Origin of the sequence: Lactococcus cremoris subsp. cremoris NBRC 100676 (assembly GCF_001591705.1) — a bacterium.
GTDB classification, from domain to species: Bacteria; Bacillota; Bacilli; order Lactobacillales; family Streptococcaceae; genus Lactococcus; species Lactococcus cremoris.
On record NZ_BCVK01000011.1, the window covers coordinates 22,054 to 44,803 of the forward strand.

A 22,750-nucleotide genomic window follows, 5' to 3' on the forward strand; every position below is an offset into this window, starting at 1 on the left:
CTAGTACCTTCCTACCTGATAAGGAGCGTACGCTGGGGTAAATAGAGTGGGTAAGCCTGTTGGTGCAATGACACCACTTCCTATCCCATACACAACTGGTAAATTACCAGTACCATAATAATAAGCTTGCCACACAAGTTTTGAACAATAATTAGGATTTATTTCTTTGATATTGGTAGTAATTCTGTAATCAAGGTGTATATTTTTGGTTGCTCCCCCATATGTACAATAGAAGTGTGTATCTGCATATTGGGCAACTTGTCTTGCTAGTCCAGTGTTTCTCATTCTATAAACAGACGTCCACTCTTTAATGTGTTCGGTAATCCATTGTCTTTTTGGAAGTTGACGATTATTGTCTGATAAGCCATTCCACCAACCGTTTCCACCCGGCATTTCTAAAACATAACCGTCCGCATTTAAAATGGCTGCGTGTCCGATTACTCCAGTAGGAAAGTCACCGCCAACAATCAAAATATCTCCTGCCTGAGTGTCTCTACAAAACTTGTCAATATTATCTTGCGCTGTTCTCAGTCTGATATTTGAAGCGGTAGGGTCTTTGGTCTGCAAGACTGGTTCTTTTGTATCAACCATGACTCCGTAATTATTGAGCTTTAACCATGATTCATAAGTGATTGACGAATCATAGTTTTTGTATTCTTCATAAGATGGTCTCATGATAGAAATTTCATCTTTTTCCCAATTTGCTTTCGGATAAAGATTAGGGTTAATGATGTTTTCACTAACTGCCTTATCATAAAGACTTCCAATATCTGTGAATTCATCAGCATTAACAAGTAATCCTGTAAACAGAACTAATCCCAGTAGTAGTGCGACGAGGCTTCCAATTTTAAATTTTTTCATTTGCTTTTCTCCTTTTTAGGCTTAAGGCACTGAATATTTCTTGTAACAATCTTTCCAATTCATTTGTGCAAAATCTCCTTTCTATTGGGAACCACAAGTGGTTCAAATTAGCACTCTCTTCTTTCTAAAATCATTATAACAGCTGTTCCTTCGTCTTCTTCTATTCGTGCCATATCTGGCACTCTAAATAAAAAATACAAGTATTTCTACTTGGATTTTCATATTTTTTCTAAAAGAATTAGTCAGCATTTCTAAAAACTTGCATATTTTTAGCAAAGTAGTCATAGCCACTGTAAATAGTAAAGAAAACACAGACATAAAAGAGGATTGTTCCAATATATAAAGGATTTCCAATGAAAAGGAAGATGACGCTTAACATTTGTGTAGCTGTCTTGATTTTGCCAGGCATTGCTGCCGCCATAACGACTCCACCTTGTTCGACAAGCAATAGACGTAAACCTGTGACAGCAAGTTCTCGGCAAATGATAATGGCAACGGCCCACATTGGAACAACATGTAATCCAACAAGGACAACAAAGGCAACCATGTTAAGCATTTTATCAGCTAACGGGTCCGCAAATTTACCAAAGTTACTGACCACATGCCATTTGCGAGCAAGATAGCCATCAAGCCAGTCAGTAAAAGAAGCTATCGCAAAAACAATTGCTGCAACAATCCACATGACCGAGCTGTGATCTTGGGAAACAAAACCATTAAAATGAGCTCCCTGTGGTAAATAAAATAAAATCACAAAGATTGGAATCATAAAAATCCTTGCCATCGTTAATTGATTAGGTAATTTCTGTTTCATAGTTCTCCTTTTACAACCAAAAACAAGCCATCAGTTTTTCTTTACTGAGCAGCTGAATTTGTTGTTGTTCGATTAATTTGTAGAGTAATTTTGGCCGGTCCAGTTGTTGTCAGCGAAGATAGGTCTAAGGCTTTACCATTGACTGTAAGAGTAAGTCCTTGAACACTTCCAAGTGTAATCACTGAATTTTCTGCACCTGTTGTCACTAAACCAGACAAAGTATTGGCCCCATCAGTTAAGGTTTGACCATTAGCCGCAACATTTGAATTTGTCATGCCAATCCAAATTGTCCGTCCTGCAGCAGCTGAGAAATCAACTTTTACAGGGTCAGAAATATTGCTGATGGTTGCAACCATTGCTGAGCTTGAACCTGTGATAGCAATCGTTGGCTCAAGCACACTACTACTTGCTTGTGTACTACTTTCTGGTGGTTTTGTAGCACTTGTTGCAGCCTTAGAGGTACTGGCTACACTCTTTGAATAAGAATAATCATTGGTTATTAAATCAGGTGTTTCAGGTTTATTCATAATCACTGCCGCAAAAACACCTACTACAATTAATAATGCCGCTGCTGATAAAGAAATAATTGGGACATAATGACGCCAAGTTTTTGGCTCTTCTTCCTCGGGTTCAACCCGCTCATTAGGTTTCACAAAATGATAAGTCTCTAATATATCCTCCTTATCCTCTACTGTGATTCCCTTTCCTTCATCATAAGCTTGAATGATTCTATCTGCATTCAACCCTAATTTTTCTGCGTACTGTTTAAGATAAGCCTTGATGTAAAAGTCACCCGGCAAGGCTTTGTAGTCGTCTGTCTCCAGTGCGACGATATATAATTTTTGTACTTGAGTTAATTGTTCTGCTTCAGAAAGACCAAGCCCAAGCGAAGTTCGCTTTTCTTTTAAGACTTGTCCGATTGTTTTGATTGTCAACATATCCTCCCTTCATTTTTGTACTGCCCATCGGTTGTTAATTATCACTGTTCTTTAATATGTTTGGAGATTTTCATCATCTCACCTTGGGTATTGCGCTGATTAAGTTTATAGAAAACTTGGAGCGGCTTTTAATTTACTGACTCGTTTTATCCGAATCAACTAAAATTTCTGTCAGTAAATTTTTCAATTTCTGTCTTACTGACAGAATAACTTTATTTAGGTAGAATGGTAAATTCTACTTTCTTCATTTCAGAAATAAATTGGTCAGCAAATTTTTCAATTTCTGATAGGCTTAATTCTTTCAAGATTTCAGGAAAATCAAAGAAATTTATATCATCATAAATTTCAGATGAAAATTGATTGGCAATATATTCAAGCGAATTTAATGAGCTAAAATAATCACCCAGCATTTCTCTTTTAAGTAAATCGAGATGCTCTTCACTAAAATCTCTATCTATTTTATAACTTTTTATGGCTTCTTGCAAAGTTTGACCTAATTTTTTAGGATTTTCTGTGTCAGCTGTCAGCACCGCAAAGTGAAATCTCTTATCCAAATCAAAGGAAAATCCAAAGGAATCATCGATTAAACCAGCGTTATAAAGTTCTTCATAGCGCTGACTGGTCCTGCCAAAAAGCAAATCTAGAAAAAGTTGATTGGCGAGTTTGTACTTAAATAATGTCTTTGAATCTTGTGCAAGCGCGTCTTCACCTCTTAAACCCAAAGAGAATTTTGGCATTGCAACTTCAAGTTCTAAAGTTCCCCCAGTGATTGGCTCACTCGCAATAATTTCTTTTCTTTTAATTTCCCTTAAATCAGCAAAATCTTTTTTCGCTTGATTATTGCGTACAAAATCAGCCATCATTTCAATATCAAAGGGACCAGTCAAAAACAAATTCATGTTTTTAGGATGATAAAAAACTTCATAATTTTTATACAAGTCATCAGCCGTAATCGCATTAATCGTTGCTGGCGTTCCAGCGATATCAGCCGCTAGTGGTGAATCAGGATACATTTTTCCCAAAAGTCCTGCAAAAAGACGCCAATCACTGTCATCTTGATACATTTGAATTTCTTGTTGGATAATTCCTTGTTCTTTTTCAACATTTTCCTTAGTGAAATAAGGTTTTTGAACAAAATCAAGTAAAAGTTCGGTACATTCGTAAGAATTTTCTCGAGTAGAAAAGAGATATGAAGTACGCGAAAAACTTGTGAAAGCATTAGTTTGAGCCCCTAATGCTCCAAATTTATACATAACGTCGCCCTCTTCTTTTTCAAAAAGTTTGTGCTCTAAAAAATGCGCAATACCTTCTGGGAAAGTTTGGAAATCTTGCTCACCTAAGGGGACAAAACTTGTATCGAGGGAACCAAAACTTGTGGTAAATAAGCCATAAGTTCGGTTATAGTCTGCCTTTGGCAGATAATAAATAGTCAAACCATTGGGTAAAGTATCTATATATAATCTTTCCCCTGTTTTTTCATAAAACTTACTTTTCAAGGCTGACCTCCATATTTTCCTGATTCACAGTAAATCCTTTCATAAAATATTCTGCCTGTAGACTTAGTAATTTGGCAACTCTTATCAAATCTGCTTTTGAAACTGATTCAAGTGCGCTTAAAAATTCAGACATCGGTAAAAATTTATCTGGAATGAGCGCTTTTACATATTCTAATTCAATATTATTTGATGGAGAATCTTGACCTATAAAATAAGCATTTCTTAACATTGTTTTCGTTTGCTCAACTTCTAACTCTGTAAAATCCCCTCTTTTAATTGCTTCAAGTTGTTCAAATATTAAACCTCTTGCTTCTTCAAAATTTTCAGCATCAATTCCAGCTGCAATTTTTAAAAAGCCTGTGAAGGAATCAAAAGTTGATGAAATTGAATAAGCTAAACTTGCCTTTTCACGGACATTAATAAATAATTTTGAATGAGCAAAACCACCCAAAAGTCCATTCATCACTTGAAGCGCAAGATAATTCTCATCTCCGTAAGCCACTGGCATTTGGTAAGCTAACTGCAAAATGGATTGCGCTACATCTTTTTCCTCGGTCAGAACTGACAATTCTGTCAGTGATTGTTGATAAAAAATTTCTTTACTGACCGCTCTGTCAGTAAAATTAAAGTCTGAAAATAAGTCAATCACTCGTTTTTCATCCACATCACCCAAGACAAAAATATCAATCGCATTCTCAGCTAACATTTTTTGATAGTACTCAAAAAGGTCTTGAGGATTTTCTTTGGCGATTAGCTCACTTGTTCCAACACTTGGCAGAGCCTGATTGACATTTTCAAAAAACAAATTAGCCAATTGACGGCTGGCATAATAAGCCCGATCATCATTCATTGAAGCTAGGTAATGCAATAAATTTCTTTGCTCTCTTTTGAAAATTTCAGGATTAAATTGCCCTTGACTTGCATCAGGTTGAAAAATAGCAATTTTCAAAAAATCAACTGCTGCTCCTAAGGTATCAAAATCTACTAATCTTGGATTTACAAAACTCATGTTAAGTGAAAGTAGATGCTGCTTTCCTTTTTTGGCAACCCCTGTCGTAAATGAAGCGCCAAACATCTCTGAGAGTTTACGGCTAAAATCTTTTCCTGTTTGATAGACAGCATTTGTGCTTTCAAGCATATTAGATAGGAGGACCCGTTTCCCGAGTCTATCAGCTGATAATTCTTCTCGAAAACGAACCATCAGCCTTACTGTTTTAAATTTCGTTTCTTTAATCACATGGAGCATAACTCCATCTGTCATTTTTATTTCTGTCAATTGACTATCACTTTCCTATTTTATCAAGCTTTTACTAGTTCTTAATGCAACCCTTATTATACCAAAATCTGAGGCGATTTTGTGAGATTTCCCAACAAAAATTAGGAATAAAAGTTAACTTAAAGGCATCTTATTTTATTAAGCTTATTTCTAAATTTTCAATGAAATAAACTTCAGATTTATGTTAAAATAAGACTATGAAAAAATACATTTTATTTGAAGAATACATTGCACTCGGACAAGTTTTGAAAGAACTTGGTTTAATCTCAACAGGAGGACAAGCAAAAATTTTCCTTGCCGAAAATGAAGGAAATATTTTCTACAATGGTGAAGTTGAAAATCGTCGCGGAAAAAAACTCCGCGATGGAGACTTACTTGAGTTCCCAACTTTTGACTTAAAGGTTACTTTTGAACAAGCTGACGCAAAAGCGATTGCCGAACACGAGGCTGAAAAAGCTGAGGAAGCTCGTGTCAAAGCCATTGTTAAAAAAATGAATGCAGAAAACAAAAGCACGAATCCTACTAAAAAAGCACCCCCTCATTTTCCTGGTAGAAAATAATGAAACTCAAGCAAATTGAACTTAAAAATTTTCGAAATTATGAAGATTTAAAACTCGACTTCCATCCCAATCTCAATATCTTCTTGGGTCAAAATGCTCAAGGAAAGACAAATATTCTTGAAGCTATTCACTTTTTAGCCCTTACTCGTAGTCACAGAACGAGTCATGACAAAGAGTTAATTTGTTGGTCTGGGCAAGAAATGAAAGTTTCAGGATTGGTTGAAAAGGCTCATGTAAACGTTCCTCTTGAAGTTCAATTAAGTTCCAAAGGACGAATTGCTAAGGCTAATCATCTGAAGGAAAATCGCTTGGCTGATTATATCGGACAACTAAAAATCTTGATGTTTGCGCCTGAAAATTTAGAATTGGTCAAAGGTTCGCCAGCCACTCGCAGACGATTTATGGATATTGAACTCGGACAAATTCACGCTGTTTATCTTTATGATTCCATGCGTTATAATCGCGCTTTAAAAGAGCGAAATGCTTATTTGAAATTTGACCAAGCAAAGATTGATAAAAACTTTTTGACGGTTCTTGATGAACAATTGGCTGAACATGGCAATAAAATCATGTTTGAACGTAAAACTTTCATTGAAAAGCTTGAAATTCATGCAAAAAAAATTCATGAACAGTTAACTCATGGTTTGGAAACATTAAAAATCACTTATAATCAAAATGTAAAAACTGATTTTTCAAAAGAATTATTGAGTCGACAAGATCATGATATTTTTAGACATCAGACCACCGTCGGTCCCCATCGAGATGATTTACAGTTCTTTATCAATGAGATCAATGTTGCTGATTTTGGTAGTCAGGGACAACAACGAACCGTTGCTCTTTCGATTAAATTGGCCGAAATTGATTTGATTTTTGAGGAAACGGGTGAGTATCCTATTTTACTTTTAGACGATGTCATGAGTGAACTTGACAATCATCGTCAGCTGGATTTGATTGAAACAAGTTTAGGTAAAACCCAGACTTTTATTACCACAACCACTCTTGACCATCTCAAAAATTTACCGGAAAATTTGAGTATTTTCCATGTTACTGATGGGACAATTGAGAAAGAAAAAGAATAAAAAATTACTGATGAAACCACTAGCATATTCGTAAAAGCTTAAGCGTCAACGACTATCCTATGATGGAAATTTTGTCAGTAATTTTTTGTATCTGTCAGTAAATTTTACTTTTCGTCAGTAAATATTTCTTTGGCAATAAATATGGCATTTAAAACTTTAGGGAAGCCGACATAGGGAATGCAATGAATAAATGTTTCAACGATTTCCTCTTGTGTCAAGCCAACATTCATTGAAGCCTGAATATGCACGCGCAATTGATTTTCTAAACCTCCTTGACTCAACAAACTTGTGATTGTAATCATTTCACGCTGCTTAAAATCAAGCACTCCTCGGTTATAAATTGTTCCAAAGGCAAATTCGATCATCATATCATTCAAATCAGGGGCAATATCTTTGAGTGATTCTTCAACAGGTTTTGCTGCTGCCCCGTCAATTTTTGCTAAGTTTTCTAAACCAATTTCTTTTTTGTTCATTTTATTTCCACCTTTCTATGGTAAAATCAGTATAAACCCTCAAGTTAACTTGAGAGCAAGTAAAAAGAGGTAGAAAATGAAAAAAACTTATAAAATTTCAGAAATATCTTTACTGACAGGTCTATCAGTCCCTACTTTACGCTATTATGAAGAACTTGAACTTCTAAAACCCCAACGTAATTCCAGTAATTACCGAGAATTCACAGAAGCTGATCTTGCTTGGATTGAATTTATCAAAAGAGCCAAGGCAACTGGCATGCCGCTTACAAAAATCCAAGAATACTCAAATTTAAGAGAACAAGGCGATTCAACAATTATCCAAAGAATTTCGCTTTTAGTTGAGCAAGAACGAATTTTACGCGAACAAATCACTGACCTAGAAGCTCATTTAGATTTTATTTTACAAAAAAAGCATCATTACTATGAAAGTCTACAAAAAAACTCGGAATCTTAAATCCGAGTTTTTTTATTTACGGTGTTCCATACAGAAAATTTTTGACATATTTTACTACAGTTGGATTTTTGGGCGCTTGTGAATGGCTCGCTTTGGTTGGATATAAAGTTGAAGTTATTTCATTCCCGTTATTCTTGAAGAGATGGTAAATTGAAAAACTATCTGCCCACGGAATAGCACTGTCTGTCTGCTTGGCACTATTAAAATCTCCTTCCAATAATAACATTTGAACTTTCGGAGATATTCTTTCATAGTTTTCTTCGATGTATTGATACATTTGTGTTTTAATTAAAGGTCCATTTTGCAAGACATTAGTCAAGCTTTCTCCGTATTGGAGATTAGTCGCTTTATTGTATTCCCCATCCAAAGATACATATTTATTAACAGGGGGAAAATTTGGATTATTGGCTGTATCAATCATATAGTACACAGCACCCGTCCCTCCTGAAGAATAACCGACGAGATTAATCCAAGGAATCTGATAATTCTGCATCAAATAAGAGACTACTTTTTGTAATCCAGCAGAATATATTGAGCCAGAGTCTGTTCCTTTTACTGTCCCAAATTCAATCATCGGATACTGGTTATCTTGTGAAATTTGTCCTTCAATTTTTAATAAATTATTTTTTTTGGTATCTGCAGTAATTGCCAAAGATTTATGAGCGGGTACATTTTCAATCGGAAGTAGCCGTTGAACTAACCAATCCACTGGTGTAACACTTCCACTTGAACCTGCAATATAAATTGTAGGATAGATTACTTGCTTATTTGAATTCGAAGTTGAGGAAGTACTCTCCTTAACACCCGCTGTCGTTGACAAACTCGTTCCATTATCACTTTTAGCATGTGAATGCTGAGCTTTCGACCAAGATAGGAAGAAAATTGTTCCAGAAAGAACGATAACTAAAGCAATAAAAGTCAGAGAAAGCCTTCTAAAATTATTTTTATTTCTTCTTAACTGTCTTTTTTTCATCCACTTCATTATATCAATTTTTTTATTAATAATTATCACAATTTTATTTACATTTTCATGACGATTTCATACAAAAAAAGCTCAAAAAATTGAGCTTTTTTTCGAATTTTAGATAATTAATCAGTAGCCTTTTGGATGACTTTGATGCCATTTCCAAGCATTTGTAATGATGTGTTCCAAATCATTTTTTACTTTCCATCCTAAAATTTCGCCGGCTTTTGTTGAGTCCGCTACAAGTTCATCTGGATCGCCAGAACGACGTTCACCCATTTGACTTGGAATTTCTTTTCCTGTTACTTTTCGTGCTGTTTCAAGCACTTCAAGATTTGAATAACCTTTACTTGAGCCAAGATTAAATTGGTCAGATTTCCCACCAGATTTAAGATATTCAAGTGCTTTGATATGTGCTTCAATCAAATCTTCCATATCAATATAATCACGGATACATGTTCCATCAGGAGTCTGATAATCATCACCATAAATGGTAATAAATTCTCTTTGTCCAAGTGCAGTTTGTAGGATAATTGGAATTAAATGTGTTTCATTTTTATGGGCTTCACCAATTGACCCATCATCTTTGGCACCAGCAACATTGAAATAGCGCAGAGCAACATAAGTCATATCTGTGGCTTGCGATTGCCATTTCATCATTTTTTCCATGATTAATTTACTTTCGCCGTAAGGATTAATTGGTTTTTGTGGTGTTTTTTCAGAAATTGGACTTTCCTCAGGAATACCAAAAGTAGCTGCGGTACTTGAGAAAACAATATGCTTAACACCAAATTCTTCCATTGTTTCTAGAATCACCTGAGCTCCGCCGACATTGTTATTGAAATACATCAATGGTTTTTGCATTGACTCACCCACTAATGAATAAGCGCAAAAATGCATAATTCCTTCAATATTTTCCTTTTCAAAAACACTAGCTAAGAAAGCATGGTCCCGTACATCTCCCTCATAAAAACGTACTTTTTCTGACACAGCCTCGCGATGACCTGTTACTAAATTATCAACAACTGCCACATCGTAACCACGATTAACAAGCATATCTACCGCATGGCTTCCTACATATCCTGCTCCACCAAGTACTAAAACTGTCATAAGATCCTCCATTTTCTATTTATTATATCAGATTTTTTTAAGTTTGTATCAACTTCTAATCATTCTTATTTCATAATCAGAGAATTTCTCCACTAAATAATGCTTCATAATATCTCTTATTGATTCACAAAATCAATAAATTTACGAAAACCTTCATGTCCTTCTTGAGTATCCTTAAATACACCTGCGTCTTTTAGGACTTCTTCAAACACTTCTCCTACTGCCCCTTGAACAGTGGCATGAACCGTTTCTCTAGTAAAATGTTCCTCATTTTTAAGCTGTTCAGCCCAAGCTTTATGAATTTCGTTCATTTGGTTGTCCTGATTAAGAAGATACCTTTCAACCTCCAAAAGTTCCGTTTCCAAACGAGCAGGCAAAATTGCAAGTCCCATCACTTCAATTAAACCAATATTTTCTTTTTTAATATGGTGTAGGGCTGGATGTGGATGAAAAATACCATCTGGATATTTTTCATTAGTATTATTATCGCGTAAGACCAAATCTAATTCATATTTTCCATCTCGAATTCGAGCAATCGGCGTAATGGTATGATGAGGTGTTCCATCTGTACTTTTTGCTTTAATCTGAAGACTTTCATCACTATAAACTTGCCATTTTTTTAAAAAGTCATCCGCAGCTTTTGAAAGTTCTACTTGATTTTCACTTGCTAATCTTAGAACTGACATTGGCCAATTGACTATTCCACAAGAAACTTCTGGAAAATGAGCAAGTTCAATAGTTTCACGAAGTTCAGCCTTTGCCATTGGAAAATCATGACGACCTGCTTGATAATGATCATGTGTCAAAATTGAACCACCCACAATTGGTAAATCTGCATTTGAACCAATCATATAGTTAGGAAATTTATCCAAGAATCCTAGAAGATTATCAAAAGCTCGTTTATTAATCTCCATTGGTTGATGTTTAGCATTTAATAAAATAGAGTGTTCATTAAAATAGGCGTATGGAGAATATTGAAAGCCCCAGTCCTCGCCGTTAATTGAAACTTGAATAATTCGATGATTGGAACGAGCAGGCTTATTTCCTAGGCCATAAAATCCTTCATTTTCCAAGCAAAGTTGACAAGCCGGATAAGAGGAAGCCTTTACTAATTTGGCTGCTGCAATCGCTTTGGGGTCTTTTTCTGGTTTTGAGAGATTAATTGTTATTTCAAGTTTTCCATATTTTGTCAAATGACTAAAAGCTATATTGCGTGCAATATCCCGAGTTTTTACTTGATTCACTTGCTGTGCTAATTCATAAAAATATTGAGTTGCAGCATCTGGAGAAGCCTGATATTTTTCCCAGAAATCATGATTAATTTTACTTGGACGTGGTGTCATAAAATTCATCAGAGCGGCTTCATAAAATTCATCTTGCCCTTTCGCAATCACATTATTTTCATTTGCAATCGCCAGAAGTTGGTCCATCAAAATTAATGAATTAGTTTCATGAACCTCTTTATCAACTTCTGCCCAATCATTTAGACCAAGAAAATGAAGAAGTTGATTTCTATGATAGAGCTCATCAAGTGGCTCAATCGTTCCATTTTGTAAAGCAAGACTAATGAAATCTTGAATTGATTGATAAATTGACATAAAATACTTTCTAATTTACTTCTGTAAGTAAAGTTCTTGCTTTTCTTTATTAATGAGTTTTGGGAATGAATACAAAATTCAAGCACTTAATTTTGAGTGCTTGAATTTGCTATCACTAATTTAATGTTAACTCACTTAAATCACTCATTAAAGTTTTAAATATTATTTGGTGTTATTCAACATCTAGCTTTGTTGAGCCAGAACCAATTTGAGCAACATAGAAGCTTGCTGGATAACCGACAACTTCTTCGTAAACTTCACCGACAGCTTTTTCAAAGGCTGAAACATTGTCATGAGCAACAAGAGCGATTGCACAACCACCAAATCCAGCTCCAGTCATTCGAGCCCCTAATACGCCGGCTTGTTTTTTAGCAGTTTCTGCTAAGGTATCAAGTTCAAGTCCAGTGACTTCGTAATCATTTTTCAAAGAAGCGTGTGAAGCATTTAGAAGTTCTCCAAATTTTGTTAGATTTCCAGCAACAAATGCCTTTTGGGCAATTTTCGTCCGATTATTTTCATAAACAGCATGACGTGCACGTTTAATTAATGTTTCATCACCTATCAAATCGGTATTGGCATCAAATTCTTCATTTGATAGTTCTCCAAGTGATTGAATGTCCAATTTAGTTTGCATTCTTTTGAGTGCTTCACGTGTTTCAGCAAAACGTTCGTTGTATTTTGATTCAGTCAATGCCCGCGGTTTGTTAGTGTTCATGATGACAATGTCATAATCACGAAGTTCAACAGGAACCATTTCATATTTTAAAGTGTTGCAATCCAACAAGATTGCCTTTTTGACTTCACCAAAACCAATGGCGAATTGGTCCAAAATTCCGGAGTTGATACCAATATAATCATTTTCTGTTTTTTGTCCCAATTGAACCAGTTCAAGACGAGGAACACTTAGCTTAAATAAATCATCCAAAACAACACCCACTAAAAGCTCAAGTGAAGCTGATGACGAAAGGCCTGATGCTGTAGGAATTTCTCCTTTAATCAACAGTTCAAAACCTTTGTCAATTTCATATCCTGCTCCTTTGAGCATGACAATCATTCCTTTGACATAGTTAGACCAAAGTTCACCATCCTTATTTTCAACATCATCTAAGTCAAATTCGATGACGCCCAATTTAGGAAAATTTTCTGAGTAAAGTTTGACTTTTTTATCTTCTCTCAGACGAGCTAGTCCTGTCGTTCCGATTGTGATTGATGCTGGGAAAACATATCCCCCATTGTAATCAGTATGTTCACCAATTAGATTAATCCGTCCTGGACTGAAAAAGTATTCAACTTCTTTTGTATCTCCAAAAACTTCTGCAAATTTTTCTGTTAACGCTGATAATACAGTACTATTTTCGACAACTATTGACATTTCTTCTCTCCTCTAAATTCATTTCCTTAATTTGTATGTAAACTATAAATGGTGGTGGCTTGATATTCATCTCCCGCCTTTAAACTAATGTCTCCAAGTTCTGGAATCTGTTGTGACCCGGGTGAAACTTGACATTCAAAGGTAATACCACCATGATGAACTTGATTTTTCCCGTGATAAACGGTCCCCAAATCTCCAAAGTTTGCTGTAAAAATTACAATACTTGGTTGGTCAGTATAAACGGAAACTGACAAGTCATTTAAAGATAAACGCGCTTGTTCTTTCTCAAGGCTCTGTTCATCTAATAAGAAGGGGTGGTCAATTCCACCAACCAGTTGAACTTGTTCCATGCTAGACTCTAAGGCTTTTGATAATTGTTTTTCCTGACGGAAGTCTAAGTCAGTATTTTTTATATCAACGATATCGCCACGGACAATTTCTGTTTGATCTTTTAAAGGTACAAATCTTGAAGCAGCAAGCTTGAGTTGATGATTTTCAACAGACTTGCTAGCATCCCCATTTAAGTTGAAATAGACATGTCCTGTGGGATTAAATACCGTATCTTTGTCAGAAATTGCTTCATACTTAATTTTCCAATTGTTCTCTTCATCAAAAGAATGAGTCACCGACATCTCTATTTTACCAGGATATCCATTTTCTCCATCATTGGAAACTAAGCTAAATTTTACTTGGACTTCATCTCCTAAATCATTAATTTCATAAGTCCAAAGTTTGGTATGAATGCTATCTTCTCCACCATGTAAGGTTTGGGGAGCTTCATTTTGATTTAAATGATATGTTTTTCCAGAAATATCAACCAAACCATCTTTGATTCTGCCAGCTGTACGTCCAACTGTGGCCCCTGGATAAGCATCTTTTTCTAAGTATTCTTGGGCGGAATCAAATCCTAAAACAAAATGTTTCCCGTCTTTTTGCCAATCAACAATGCGAGCTCCTAAGTTTGTAAAAGCAATTGTAACATCATTTTTGTTCGTTAGACTAATTAGGCTACTTCCTAAACCAAAATCTTTTGTTGTAGTTTCCATGTGATTTCCTAACTAGGGCTAACCTGAGGTCAACTTTTTCTTAAAAGTTTTACTAATGAAAATTTAGTATATCTATAAAAAGTTATCCATTCCAATAATCAAGCTGTCAGTATTTTATAGCCCAACTGACAGCTTGATCAGTACAAAAATTATTGTATTTTAAAGTTTAATAATAAATCTATGTACTGTCAGTAAATTGTTTTAATTATTTCAAACGTTCTTCAAGTTCTGCAACGATTTCTTCATGACATTTTTCAGTTAATTTAACTTTGAGTAAATAAACAGCCAGAGCGATAATCATTAAGACCGCTGGGACTACAAAGGAATAAAGTTTGAAAGTTGCAACACCATAAGTGTGCCCAGAGATATATTTTGAACCGGTCATTCCTGCCGCAATCGCTACAAATCCATAAATACCATTTGAAAAGGCACCCGCAATCTTATCAAGTAATGGACGCATCGCAAGCGTTACTGCTTCATTACGAACTCCATTTTTCCATTGACCGTATTCTACAGAGTCGGTGATGGTCATCAAAACTGACAAGAAAACGAGTTGATAAGGTGCTGTCAAAAAGATTAATCCGCCCACTGTCATTGGTACTGAATTTCCTAAAACAAAGAGGACATAACCGACAAGCATTGAAATAATGGCCCCTGTCAAAACTTTACGGCGTCCAAATTTTTTAGCCAAGGTTGGGAACATTGGCACTAAAATGATTGAACCAATAAATCCGACAATCCCTGTGATTGAATAAAGACTAGCATTACCAATAACGAAAGTAAAGTTCAGGATTAAGGTTGCTGTTGTTGCTACATAAGCAATGGCAAATAAAATATATGAGAGTGACAACCACATCAATTGGTCATTTTTGAGAAGGGCTTTGAAAACATCTAAGGTATTTGTTTTCGTTCCTTCTTGACGAATCACTGATTTTTGTTCTTTAGTTCCCCATGCAGTCACTAGGGCAGAAATCCCTTGAACCAACGCGGCAATGACACCGAAAGCGAAGAAACCTCTTGCACCTTGTGCATGTCCACCTTTAGTGAAGAAAATTGTAATTGGTATTGCTAAAATTGTTGCACCTTGTGCCCCAATTGCTGAACCAAAACGAGCGAATGTTCCAAGTGTTTCCCGTTCAGAATTTTTTTCTGATAAAGCTGGAATCATTGACCAGAAAGCAATATCCTTGAATGAGTAGAAAGCATCAAGAATAATAAATGCAATAACGAATACGATGGCAAACAATGTCCGATTTCCACTTTTGGCTAATCCGAAGAAGTCTGAAAACATGAGCATAATCATCAAAGATGACATAATCCCACCAACGACCAACCAAGGTTTAAATTTACCCCATCTTGTGTGTGTATTATCAATAATCGAACCAATAATTGGGTCAAAAATAATTTCAACCAAACGAATAATAACAACCAAGCCTGTCACTAAAGCAATCATTGCATCCTCATGAGGTGAACCGGCAAACATTTGTGCCGTTACAAAGGCAATGAAGAATGTACTAATTGAATAGTAGTAAACATCATGTCCTAGTGCACCAAAAGCGTACGATAAACGTTGTTTCATTTTTCCCTCTTTCATGGGAATCCTCCTTTATACTAGATCTACTCATTTTTGAGTAAAACTGCAGAGATACTGCCTTGTTTTTGAGTACGAAGTGATTTACATCACTCATTTCTATCACCCATTTAGTAGTCTGGTATGAAGAAATACTGTGATTGTAAAACTTTATTTTTGATAATTTTCAAAAGCGAAACAGTAGTATATTTCATTTTGAAATCGCTCACATTTAGAGTATAACACTTTGGTTTAAGAAAGGGTTTCCAATTTTGGCTTATCTTTTGGAAACACTTTCTATTTTTATTTAGTGAAAGAAAAACTCTGACATTATCTAATATCAGAGCGACCTTGTTTTAAAGTATAAATAGAATAGGCATCAATTAATACCCGCGATAAAATTGATAATGAGAGTCGACTGTGAACATCTAAATCAAAACAATTGACTTCAAGACTGCTTTTATAACCTATCAAACTAATATCAGAAAGATTGGTCAGATTAGTATTGGCATTGACAGTCAAGGATAAGATTTTGGGATTCTGAGCTTTGGCAATTCTTAAAGCATTTAAAATTTCCACCGTTTCTCCCGAAAGAGATAAAACAATAATCAAACTTTTTTCATTAACAAATTGAGCATAGTAAGCCATGTATTTTGAATCATCGTGTAAGCTAACTCTTTTACGAAAAAGTTGTAATTTTTTCATTAGTTCGTCAGCAACGTTCGTAGACAAACCTCGAGAAAATATTAATATTTCTTCTGATTCTTGAATTAATTCAACAGCTTTTTCAATTTCTTCAGCCGAGATATTTTCAATGGTTTTTAAAAGTTCTTCTTGATTTTTAGCGATCGCTCCTAAAACTTCTTTTGAAAATCCATTAATTTCAGGGAGCTTTTTCTCACGAATTGAATATCTAAACTCCCCATAACCTTCAAAGCCTTTTTTTCTGACGGTTCGATTTACAGTTGATAAAGAAACATGAGCCAGTTCCGCCAACTCTGATATCGATAATTGAGGGATTTTTTCATAATTTTCCTGAATAATTTGCCAAGTATAGGATTCTGCATTGGTTAAATTGGACATGTTTTTTTACTCCATTGATTTCTTTTTTGTTATCAAAAAATGTTATCTATTACCCGAATTGCTAGTTGATTATTTAGCCATGACTTGATACCCGATAGAATATCTTAAAGTCTCTGGTTCCAGTGATTTAGCTGATTTTAACAATAAAGAATACGCTAAAAGTATCATCTCTAATTTCAATTGAAAACCTTGAGGCGAACGACTTTTACAACGCTCAGCTCCTAGATTTGTCAAAAAAGAGAAAACTCGCTCAATCACTTTTCTACGTTTTGAAAAATTAGGGAAAAGGATTTTCTTTTGCTTCATGTTCTTCCTGACAGGTGTCATTAGATCAATTCCTTTTAATTCCAGCCTATCATGCAGTGACTGACCTAAATATCCCATATCTCCAAGGACTGTTGGTGTCCCAAATTGACTCAACACTTCCTCGGTCATTGAACTATCAGCCATTGAAGCAGGAGTAATTGTGTAGTCTATGACATAGCCCGATTCACTGACTAAAGCATGACATTTACATCCATAGAAGTACTGTCCCTTTGTAGCATTGTAGCCAACATTTGCATAATCTCCAAGAACTTTGCTTCTGAAATTACGAATAGGCTGACACAAAGGAATGGGGAAGCTGTCAATAATGGATACACTCATTCCTTCAACCTCTTTAAAGACGAGTGCTTGGCGAATGACTTGGATACTCGGTAAGAGGGCATTACAACGGCGGACAAAGCGAGAATATTCTAGGAAATTAGGAAATAAACTTTGAGCAAGTTGATGCTTAGCTTTAAGCGTTTCACTAAAATGCAGTACGCCCCATAGGTAACAAGCGATAACTAAGCAATCTGATGTTGCGAGATGGACGTTCTTTCGGTTTTGAACCTCAAGGGGAACCCTCGTTTGATAAAGCGTCTCAATGGTTGTCAGTAAATAAACAAAAACTTTTGGAAGTGTGCTATTATAAGTCATATAAGTCGTGCGCTTTCTAATGCTTAGTGGTTTAAGATTAGGATAGCACGACTTATTTATTTTCCAATGAAATTAACTAGCAATTCGGGTTATCTATTATAAAATTATAACATTTGGCGCTTACATTTGCTATAATAGCTATGAAATCGCTTCATAATTAAAAGTTCTTAAGGAGAAAATAATGACTTATATTCCTAACCCCTCTCGTTATGACCAAATGATTTATCGGCCAGCTGGAAATTCTGGTTTACTACTACCAGCCCTCTCACTTGGTTTATGGCATAATTTTGGCTCAGTTGATGATTTTGAAAACGCGCGTGCTATGATTCATATTGCTTTTGATTTGGGGATTACGCATTTTGATTTAGCAAATAACTATGGTCCAGAACCCGGTTCGGCAGAGCGTAATTTCGGGCGAATTTTGAAAGAGGACTTTCAAGGATTACGTGATGAGTTAATTATCTCAACTAAGGCAGGTTATGTGATGTGGCCTGGTCCTTATGAAAATTGGGGGAGTCGAAAAAGTTTACTTGCAAGTCTTGACCAATCGCTTGAACGTTTAGGACTTGACTACGTTGATATTTTTTATTCACATCGTCCTGACCCAAATACCCCTATTGAAGAAACCATGGGCGCTTTGAAAACTGCTCTGGATAGTGGAAAAGCACTTTATGTGGGTTTGTCTAATTATTCTGCCAAAGAAACCGAAGCTGCGGTCTTAGCGGCTGAAAAGTTAGGCTTTAAACTCTTGATTCATCAGCCTCGTTATTCAATGTTAGATCGATGGATTGAAGATGATTTACAAGAAACTTTGACAGAGGCGGGGATAGGAACAATTGCCTTTAAGCCTTTGTATCAAGGACTCTTAACAGGAAAATATTTGCATGGAATTCCTGAAAATTCGCGAATGCGTGATCCTCATTATGCGACTTTGCATGATGACAGTCTTACCACAGAAAGATTGGAACAACTTCAAGCCCTTAATGATTTAGCTCAAAGTCGTGGACAATCTCTAGCTCAAATGGCATTAGCTTGGGTTTTACGGGAAAGAGCTAGCAAAGTTCAAGCTGTTACATCAGCTTTGATTGGGGCAAGTCGTCCGCAACAAATCATTGAAAATGTTGCAGCTTTAGAACGTCTGGAATTTACTGACGAAGAATTAATTAATATTGAAAATCTCTTATAAAAACTAAAAAAGTTACTGATAGATTGGTCAGTAACTTTTTATTTTCTAAATAAAGCTGTCAGTAAAATTAATAACTCAATCGTTCAATTTTTACACCGGTATATTCGTGAACAGCATCAATCGCATGATGATAACGTGTTAAGTAACCCTCTTGGTCTCGATGGTCTCCTTCGTCATCTAAAATTACCACTTTGTCCAACAGGCCAAACTCAGCTAATTGACTCATCAATTCTTCATGGAATTCATGACGCGACTCTTCCCACTCCATATGGCGAAAACCGTCATCAATATATTCGGTAATTGGTGGAATAACTAAAATTAAATCCATTCGTTCATCTGCAATTGTTTTTCTAAACAAAGGTTCAAGTTGTTCAAAATCTTCTTTAGGTAAGTATAATTTAGCGTAAACTCTGGTCACAATGGCGTCAGTATCTAAAAAGACAATTCCTTGATTGGCAGGAGAATTGACTTCGCGAGAATTGGCATCGTATTGACCAGTAATCATTCGAGCATAATCATCCATTTTCAATTCATCATCGTCAATATTGAAAGCTTCTTCGTATTCTCTTGCATATTCTTCTGAAAATGGGGCATTAATGGAACGAGCTAACCGTCTAACAAGAGTTGTTTTTCCCGTTGAAGCAGAACCCATGACAGTCACAACTTTGGAAAAATGTCGTCTAAAGACACGATTAATGTGAGTCCAATGTTCTTGTGGATTTTCTCTGATTTGCGTGGCTGACAGTGAAATATCCTGTCTGTCAGCAATTTCAACAGCATATTGATTACCGTCAGCTGGAAATCGTTTCTTCAATTCTGCGGCGTATTCTAATTCGCCAACATAAAAAGTGACTGATAAATCTTTTTCCAATGTATTATGATGAATCAATTCAAATAAACGATTTGCCCATTCGTCCCAACCATTAGGCATTTCTGGTAAATCATTTTCATTAAGCATCGAAACTTTAATATTTTCTTCATCATTAAAAGCTTCACGCAAGTAACGAAAACGTTTTTCAAGGGGCAAACCAATTTGGGCACCACGGTCATTATCATAACCGGAAACGACAAGCAAGACTCCGTCATTCAAACTTGCACATTTATAGATTTGTTGCTGATGCCCCGTATGTAAGGGAGCAAAAGTTCCAAAATAAATACCAATATTTTTTCCACTTAATTTTGATTTTGAAATATTATTTGTGAGCATTTCGTTTATATCCTGTTTTCATATCAACAATATTTGTTAAATCTTTCCCATTTGCATAGGCTTCAAGATTTTTTTCTAAAATTTTCATAAAGCGACGCCATGTTTCAGGGAGTGTATAGCCACCAGAAGCATGAGGAGTGATTAATAGTCTTGGGGTCTGCCAAGCTCGGTGACCTTTAGGTAAAGGTTCTGGATCAGTCACATCAATTCCCGCACCCGCAATTTTTTTCGCCTCAAGTGCATCACATAAGGCTTCTAAATCAACATTTGTTCCTCGACCAACGTTTAGGAAAATAGCATTTTCTTTCATTAAATCAAATTTTTCTTGATTAAATAATTTATAAGTTTCATGAGTCCCAGGAACACTTGAAGCAATAATATCAGCTCTTGGTAAAACTTTGTCTAGGTCAGACTCAGCATAGACTTCATCAGCAAATTCTTCATCACCATAAACAGTTCGTTTGACTGCAATGACATGACCTCCCAAAGCTTGAATTTTCTGTGCAAAATGACTTCCAATATCACCTAAACCATGAACCAACACTGTTGAGCCATAAATAGATTGAATCTGACCAATATTTTCCCAGATTTCTTTTTCTTGTTGTTTTTCATAAAGGTCAAATTTTCTTAGAAGTATCAAAGCCATTGTCAGTAAATGCTCAGAAATCGTAAGTCCATAAGTTCCTGTTGCATTTGTCAAAACTACCTCTTGAGGAAAATTTGCTCCTTGAGTATAACCATTGGTTCCAGCTGATAAAAGTTGGAGCCATTTTAAATTTTTATATTTTGCTAATAAATCAGGCTTTGGCAGACCAACTAAGACTTCTGTTTCTAGAAAATCTGATTCTGTCAGCTCTTCTTCTTTTTTAAATTGAAACTGGTAAGCTTTATTTTTCTTGAAAGCTGCTTTTGTTTCATCTGAAAAATTTAACCAAACATTTTCTAAGGCAATTGCTTTTATCATCGGGACTCCTTTGTATAAAATGAATTTTAAAGACTACTTAAAGAAAATAAAGTCAAGCCTTGTTTTCTTTATCTTCTTTCCTTGATTATAGCACTTTGCCTTAATTTTATAAAAAATAGAAGTTTGACAATTCTGAAATTATCAGTCTTAAAAAGATATAAAAGAGAATTTTAGCAAAAATTCTCTTTTAATTTTTATTAAGCTCTCACTGTTTTAGCAAGACCTGTTTTTTTATCATAAAGGTTAATCAACCCTGACCCATTTTTTCGAATCATATCTCCAGCTTTAACTGCAAAAGGAACATCAATATGCAAAAGGGTCATTGGATTTGGGGCACGGTCAATATGTTCGTCAGTTTCTGCTAAACGAAGATTTTTGACCATTGTTTCAACATGGCGGAATCCTGGACCATAAAATTCAATTTGGTCTCCTTCGGTGATAACATTTCTTTGGCGAATCGTAGCTACCATTGTTTCAGCATCAAAGTCAACAACTTCTCCGACGAATTTGTACTCAGGAATTTTACGACGGGCCCCAAAGAGTTGTTTATTTTCATCAGGTGTCCCATAATAAAAGCCAGTGTCTAATTCACGTTGAGCTACTTTCCATAATTCATCAACTAAGGCTGGTTTTATTTCTTCAAAACGTTCTGGTGATTCCAAATAGGCGTCAATAGCTGCTTTATAAACATTAGAAACTGTTGAAACATAGTGAATTGATTTCATTCTTCCTTCGATTTTGAGCGAATTAACTCCATTTTCAATCATATCAGGGATATGTTCAATCATAGACATATCAACGGCTGACATTGAAAATTCTTCAGTGACTTCACCAGTAATCGATTTGCGCTCGCCAGCAAATGGCATATCATATAAATCATATTTCCAACGGCAAGATTGTGAACATCCCCCGCGGTTGGCATCACGCATACTCATATAATTTGACAGGACACAGCGTCCTGAGTATGAAATACACATAGCTCCATGAACAAAAGCTTCAATTTCAACATCTGTATGTTGACGGATTTCTCTTAATTCTTCTACAGAGACTTCACGCGCCAAAACGACTCGTTCAAGCCCAAGATTTTTCCAGAATTCTAAGGTTTCATAGTTAGTAGCAGACGCTTGCGTTGACAAGTGAATAGCCAAACCTGGTGCTTCAGCAGCACAGATGGCAATCAAAGCAGGGTCAGAAACAATGACTGCTGAAATTCCTAAGTCACGTAATGTGCGGAACCATTCGCCCGCCCCTTTTTCATTTCCTTCATGTGTCACCATATTGGCTGCCACATAAACTTTAGCATTGTGGGCACTTGCATAAGCGACCCCTTCAGCCATTTCTTCAAAAGTAAAGTTACCTGCGCGTGAACGTAAGCCGTAGGCTTGTCCACCAATATATACTGCGTCTGCGCCATAATCAATAGCGACTTTTAGTTTTTCGAGCGTTCCTGCTGGTGCAAGAACCTCTGGACGTGTTTTTGTAATTGACATGTTTCAATTCTCCAATTTTCAAGATTGTAAGTATTTTGAAAAGGCTCCAAAAAGAAAAATTCTTAGTCAAATCTATTGTCAGTAAATTTGCGAGCCAAAACTTCTTTGTTTCTTTATTTTACAGGATTTCTTGCCAAATTTAAACCGTCAAATGTGACAAAGTTCTTTGACATTATGTTGTTTATCTTCAGCTTTTACTGACAGAATTGTCATTTTATAGTCTAAAATCTTTGTCAGTAAAATTTTTATAAG

Annotated in this window: 21 protein-coding genes; 4 read left to right on the forward strand and 17 right to left on the reverse strand. The window is 35.7% G+C overall.

The genetic code is table 11. The features are described 5' to 3' along the window. The 5 genes from LLA01S_RS03060 to yfmF all read right to left on the reverse strand — a co-directional run bounded on the left by LLA01S_RS03060 (nt 1) and on the right by yfmF (nt 5,382). Complete coding sequence (locus LLA01S_RS03060; RefSeq protein WP_021165074.1) at nt 1-861, reverse strand: hypothetical protein; 861 nt, start codon at nt 859-861, stop codon at nt 1-3. Nucleotides 862-1,099: 238 nt separating this feature from the next. Further along, a complete protein-coding gene (pgsA, locus tag LLA01S_RS03065; protein WP_011677024.1) occupies nt 1,100-1,672 on the reverse strand; it encodes a CDP-diacylglycerol--glycerol-3-phosphate 3-phosphatidyltransferase in 573 nt (190 codons plus the stop codon). 41 nt (nt 1,673-1,713) lie between these two features. Next, nucleotides 1,714-2,610, reverse strand: coding sequence for a helix-turn-helix domain-containing protein (locus LLA01S_RS03070; RefSeq protein ID WP_061777823.1), 897 nt, complete (start codon nt 2,608-2,610; stop codon nt 1,714-1,716). A gap of 212 nt (nt 2,611-2,822) precedes the next feature. Continuing rightward, the gene (gene yfmH, locus LLA01S_RS03075; protein WP_011677026.1) at nt 2,823-4,106 is read right to left on the reverse strand and encodes an EF-P 5-aminopentanol modification-associated protein YfmH; all 1,284 of its coding nucleotides are present in this window, start codon (nt 4,104-4,106) and stop codon (nt 2,823-2,825) included. Continuing rightward, nucleotides 4,096-5,382: an EF-P 5-aminopentanol modification-associated protein YfmF gene (yfmF, locus tag LLA01S_RS03080; RefSeq protein ID WP_162267151.1), complete on the reverse strand. Its 1,287-nt coding sequence runs from the start codon at nt 5,380-5,382 to the stop codon at nt 4,096-4,098. The genes yfmH and yfmF overlap by 11 nt, the downstream gene beginning before the upstream one ends. A 197-nt stretch (nt 5,383-5,579) precedes the next feature. On the opposite strand from yfmF, the gene yaaA reads away from it, so the two are divergent. Together yaaA and recF are read left to right on the forward strand one after the other, a co-directional pair. After that, on the forward strand, nt 5,580-5,942 hold the full coding sequence (gene yaaA, locus LLA01S_RS03085) for a S4 domain-containing protein YaaA (protein ID WP_021165070.1): 363 nt from the start codon (nt 5,580-5,582) through the stop codon (nt 5,940-5,942). Next, nucleotides 5,942-7,021 carry a DNA replication/repair protein RecF gene (gene recF / locus LLA01S_RS03090; protein WP_021165069.1) on the forward strand — a complete coding sequence of 360 codons (1,080 nt, stop codon included), beginning with the start codon at nt 5,942-5,944 and terminating at the stop codon, nt 7,019-7,021. The genes yaaA and recF overlap by 1 nt, the downstream gene beginning before the upstream one ends. Before the next feature lie 104 nt (nt 7,022-7,125). Here the strand turns inward: recF and LLA01S_RS03095 are convergent, their stop codons facing one another. Then, nucleotides 7,126-7,494 carry a carboxymuconolactone decarboxylase family protein gene (locus tag LLA01S_RS03095; RefSeq protein ID WP_061777824.1) on the reverse strand — a complete coding sequence of 123 codons (369 nt, stop codon included), beginning with the start codon at nt 7,492-7,494 and terminating at the stop codon, nt 7,126-7,128. 76 nt (nt 7,495-7,570) lie between these two features. Here LLA01S_RS03095 and LLA01S_RS03100 point away from each other — a divergent pair, with 76 nt between their 5' ends. Then, nucleotides 7,571-7,948 (forward strand): MerR family transcriptional regulator, encoded by a 378-nt coding sequence (locus LLA01S_RS03100; RefSeq protein WP_011677031.1) that lies wholly within the window; start codon nt 7,571-7,573, stop codon nt 7,946-7,948. A 16-nt stretch (nt 7,949-7,964) separates the two neighbouring features. Here the strand turns inward: LLA01S_RS03100 and LLA01S_RS03105 are convergent, their stop codons facing one another. From LLA01S_RS03105 to LLA01S_RS03140, 8 genes are all read right to left on the reverse strand, one after another. Then, nucleotides 7,965-8,921 carry an alpha/beta hydrolase gene (locus LLA01S_RS03105; RefSeq protein WP_015082861.1) on the reverse strand — a complete coding sequence of 319 codons (957 nt, stop codon included), beginning with the start codon at nt 8,919-8,921 and terminating at the stop codon, nt 7,965-7,967. Between the two features lie 120 nt (nt 8,922-9,041). Then, on the reverse strand, nt 9,042-10,022 hold the full coding sequence (galE, locus tag LLA01S_RS03110) for a UDP-glucose 4-epimerase GalE (protein WP_061777825.1): 981 nt from the start codon (nt 10,020-10,022) through the stop codon (nt 9,042-9,044). Nucleotides 10,023-10,138: 116 nt separating this feature from the next. Continuing rightward, a complete protein-coding gene (locus LLA01S_RS03115; protein WP_011677034.1) occupies nt 10,139-11,620 on the reverse strand; it encodes a UDP-glucose--hexose-1-phosphate uridylyltransferase in 1,482 nt (493 codons plus the stop codon). Nucleotides 11,621-11,792: 172 nt separating this feature from the next. After that, nucleotides 11,793-12,992, reverse strand: coding sequence for a galactokinase (locus tag LLA01S_RS03120; RefSeq protein ID WP_061777826.1), 1,200 nt, complete (start codon nt 12,990-12,992; stop codon nt 11,793-11,795). A 26-nt stretch (nt 12,993-13,018) separates the two neighbouring features. Next, entirely contained in the window at nt 13,019-14,038 is a 1,020-nt protein-coding gene (locus LLA01S_RS03125; protein ID WP_011677036.1) for an aldose epimerase family protein, read from the reverse strand. Between the two features lie 205 nt (nt 14,039-14,243). Beyond that, a complete protein-coding gene (locus tag LLA01S_RS03130) occupies nt 14,244-15,632 on the reverse strand; it encodes a glycoside-pentoside-hexuronide (GPH):cation symporter (RefSeq protein ID WP_061777827.1) in 1,389 nt (462 codons plus the stop codon). Between the two features lie 306 nt (nt 15,633-15,938). Then, the gene (locus LLA01S_RS03135) at nt 15,939-16,691 is read right to left on the reverse strand and encodes a MurR/RpiR family transcriptional regulator (protein WP_061777828.1); all 753 of its coding nucleotides are present in this window, start codon (nt 16,689-16,691) and stop codon (nt 15,939-15,941) included. A gap of 69 nt (nt 16,692-16,760) precedes the next feature. Further along, the gene (locus LLA01S_RS03140) at nt 16,761-17,651 is read right to left on the reverse strand and encodes an IS982-like element IS982B family transposase (RefSeq protein WP_015082326.1); all 891 of its coding nucleotides are present in this window, start codon (nt 17,649-17,651) and stop codon (nt 16,761-16,763) included. Between the two features lie 181 nt (nt 17,652-17,832). On the opposite strand from LLA01S_RS03140, the gene mgrA reads away from it, so the two are divergent. Beyond that, a complete protein-coding gene (mgrA, locus tag LLA01S_RS03145) occupies nt 17,833-18,837 on the forward strand; it encodes an L-glyceraldehyde 3-phosphate reductase (RefSeq protein WP_032951147.1) in 1,005 nt (334 codons plus the stop codon). A gap of 67 nt (nt 18,838-18,904) precedes the next feature. Here mgrA and LLA01S_RS03150 read toward each other — a convergent pair whose 3' ends face one another. From LLA01S_RS03150 to LLA01S_RS03160, 3 genes are all read right to left on the reverse strand, one after another. Next, the gene (locus LLA01S_RS03150) at nt 18,905-20,044 is read right to left on the reverse strand and encodes a nicotinamide-nucleotide adenylyltransferase (protein ID WP_011677040.1); all 1,140 of its coding nucleotides are present in this window, start codon (nt 20,042-20,044) and stop codon (nt 18,905-18,907) included. After that, entirely contained in the window at nt 20,031-21,008 is a 978-nt protein-coding gene (locus LLA01S_RS03155) for a D-2-hydroxyacid dehydrogenase (protein WP_014573232.1), read from the reverse strand. The genes LLA01S_RS03150 and LLA01S_RS03155 overlap by 14 nt, the downstream gene beginning before the upstream one ends. A 197-nt stretch (nt 21,009-21,205) precedes the next feature. Beyond that, a complete protein-coding gene (locus tag LLA01S_RS03160; protein ID WP_004254683.1) occupies nt 21,206-22,498 on the reverse strand; it encodes a peptidase U32 family protein in 1,293 nt (430 codons plus the stop codon). Between the last annotated feature and the right edge of the window lie 252 nt (nt 22,499-22,750).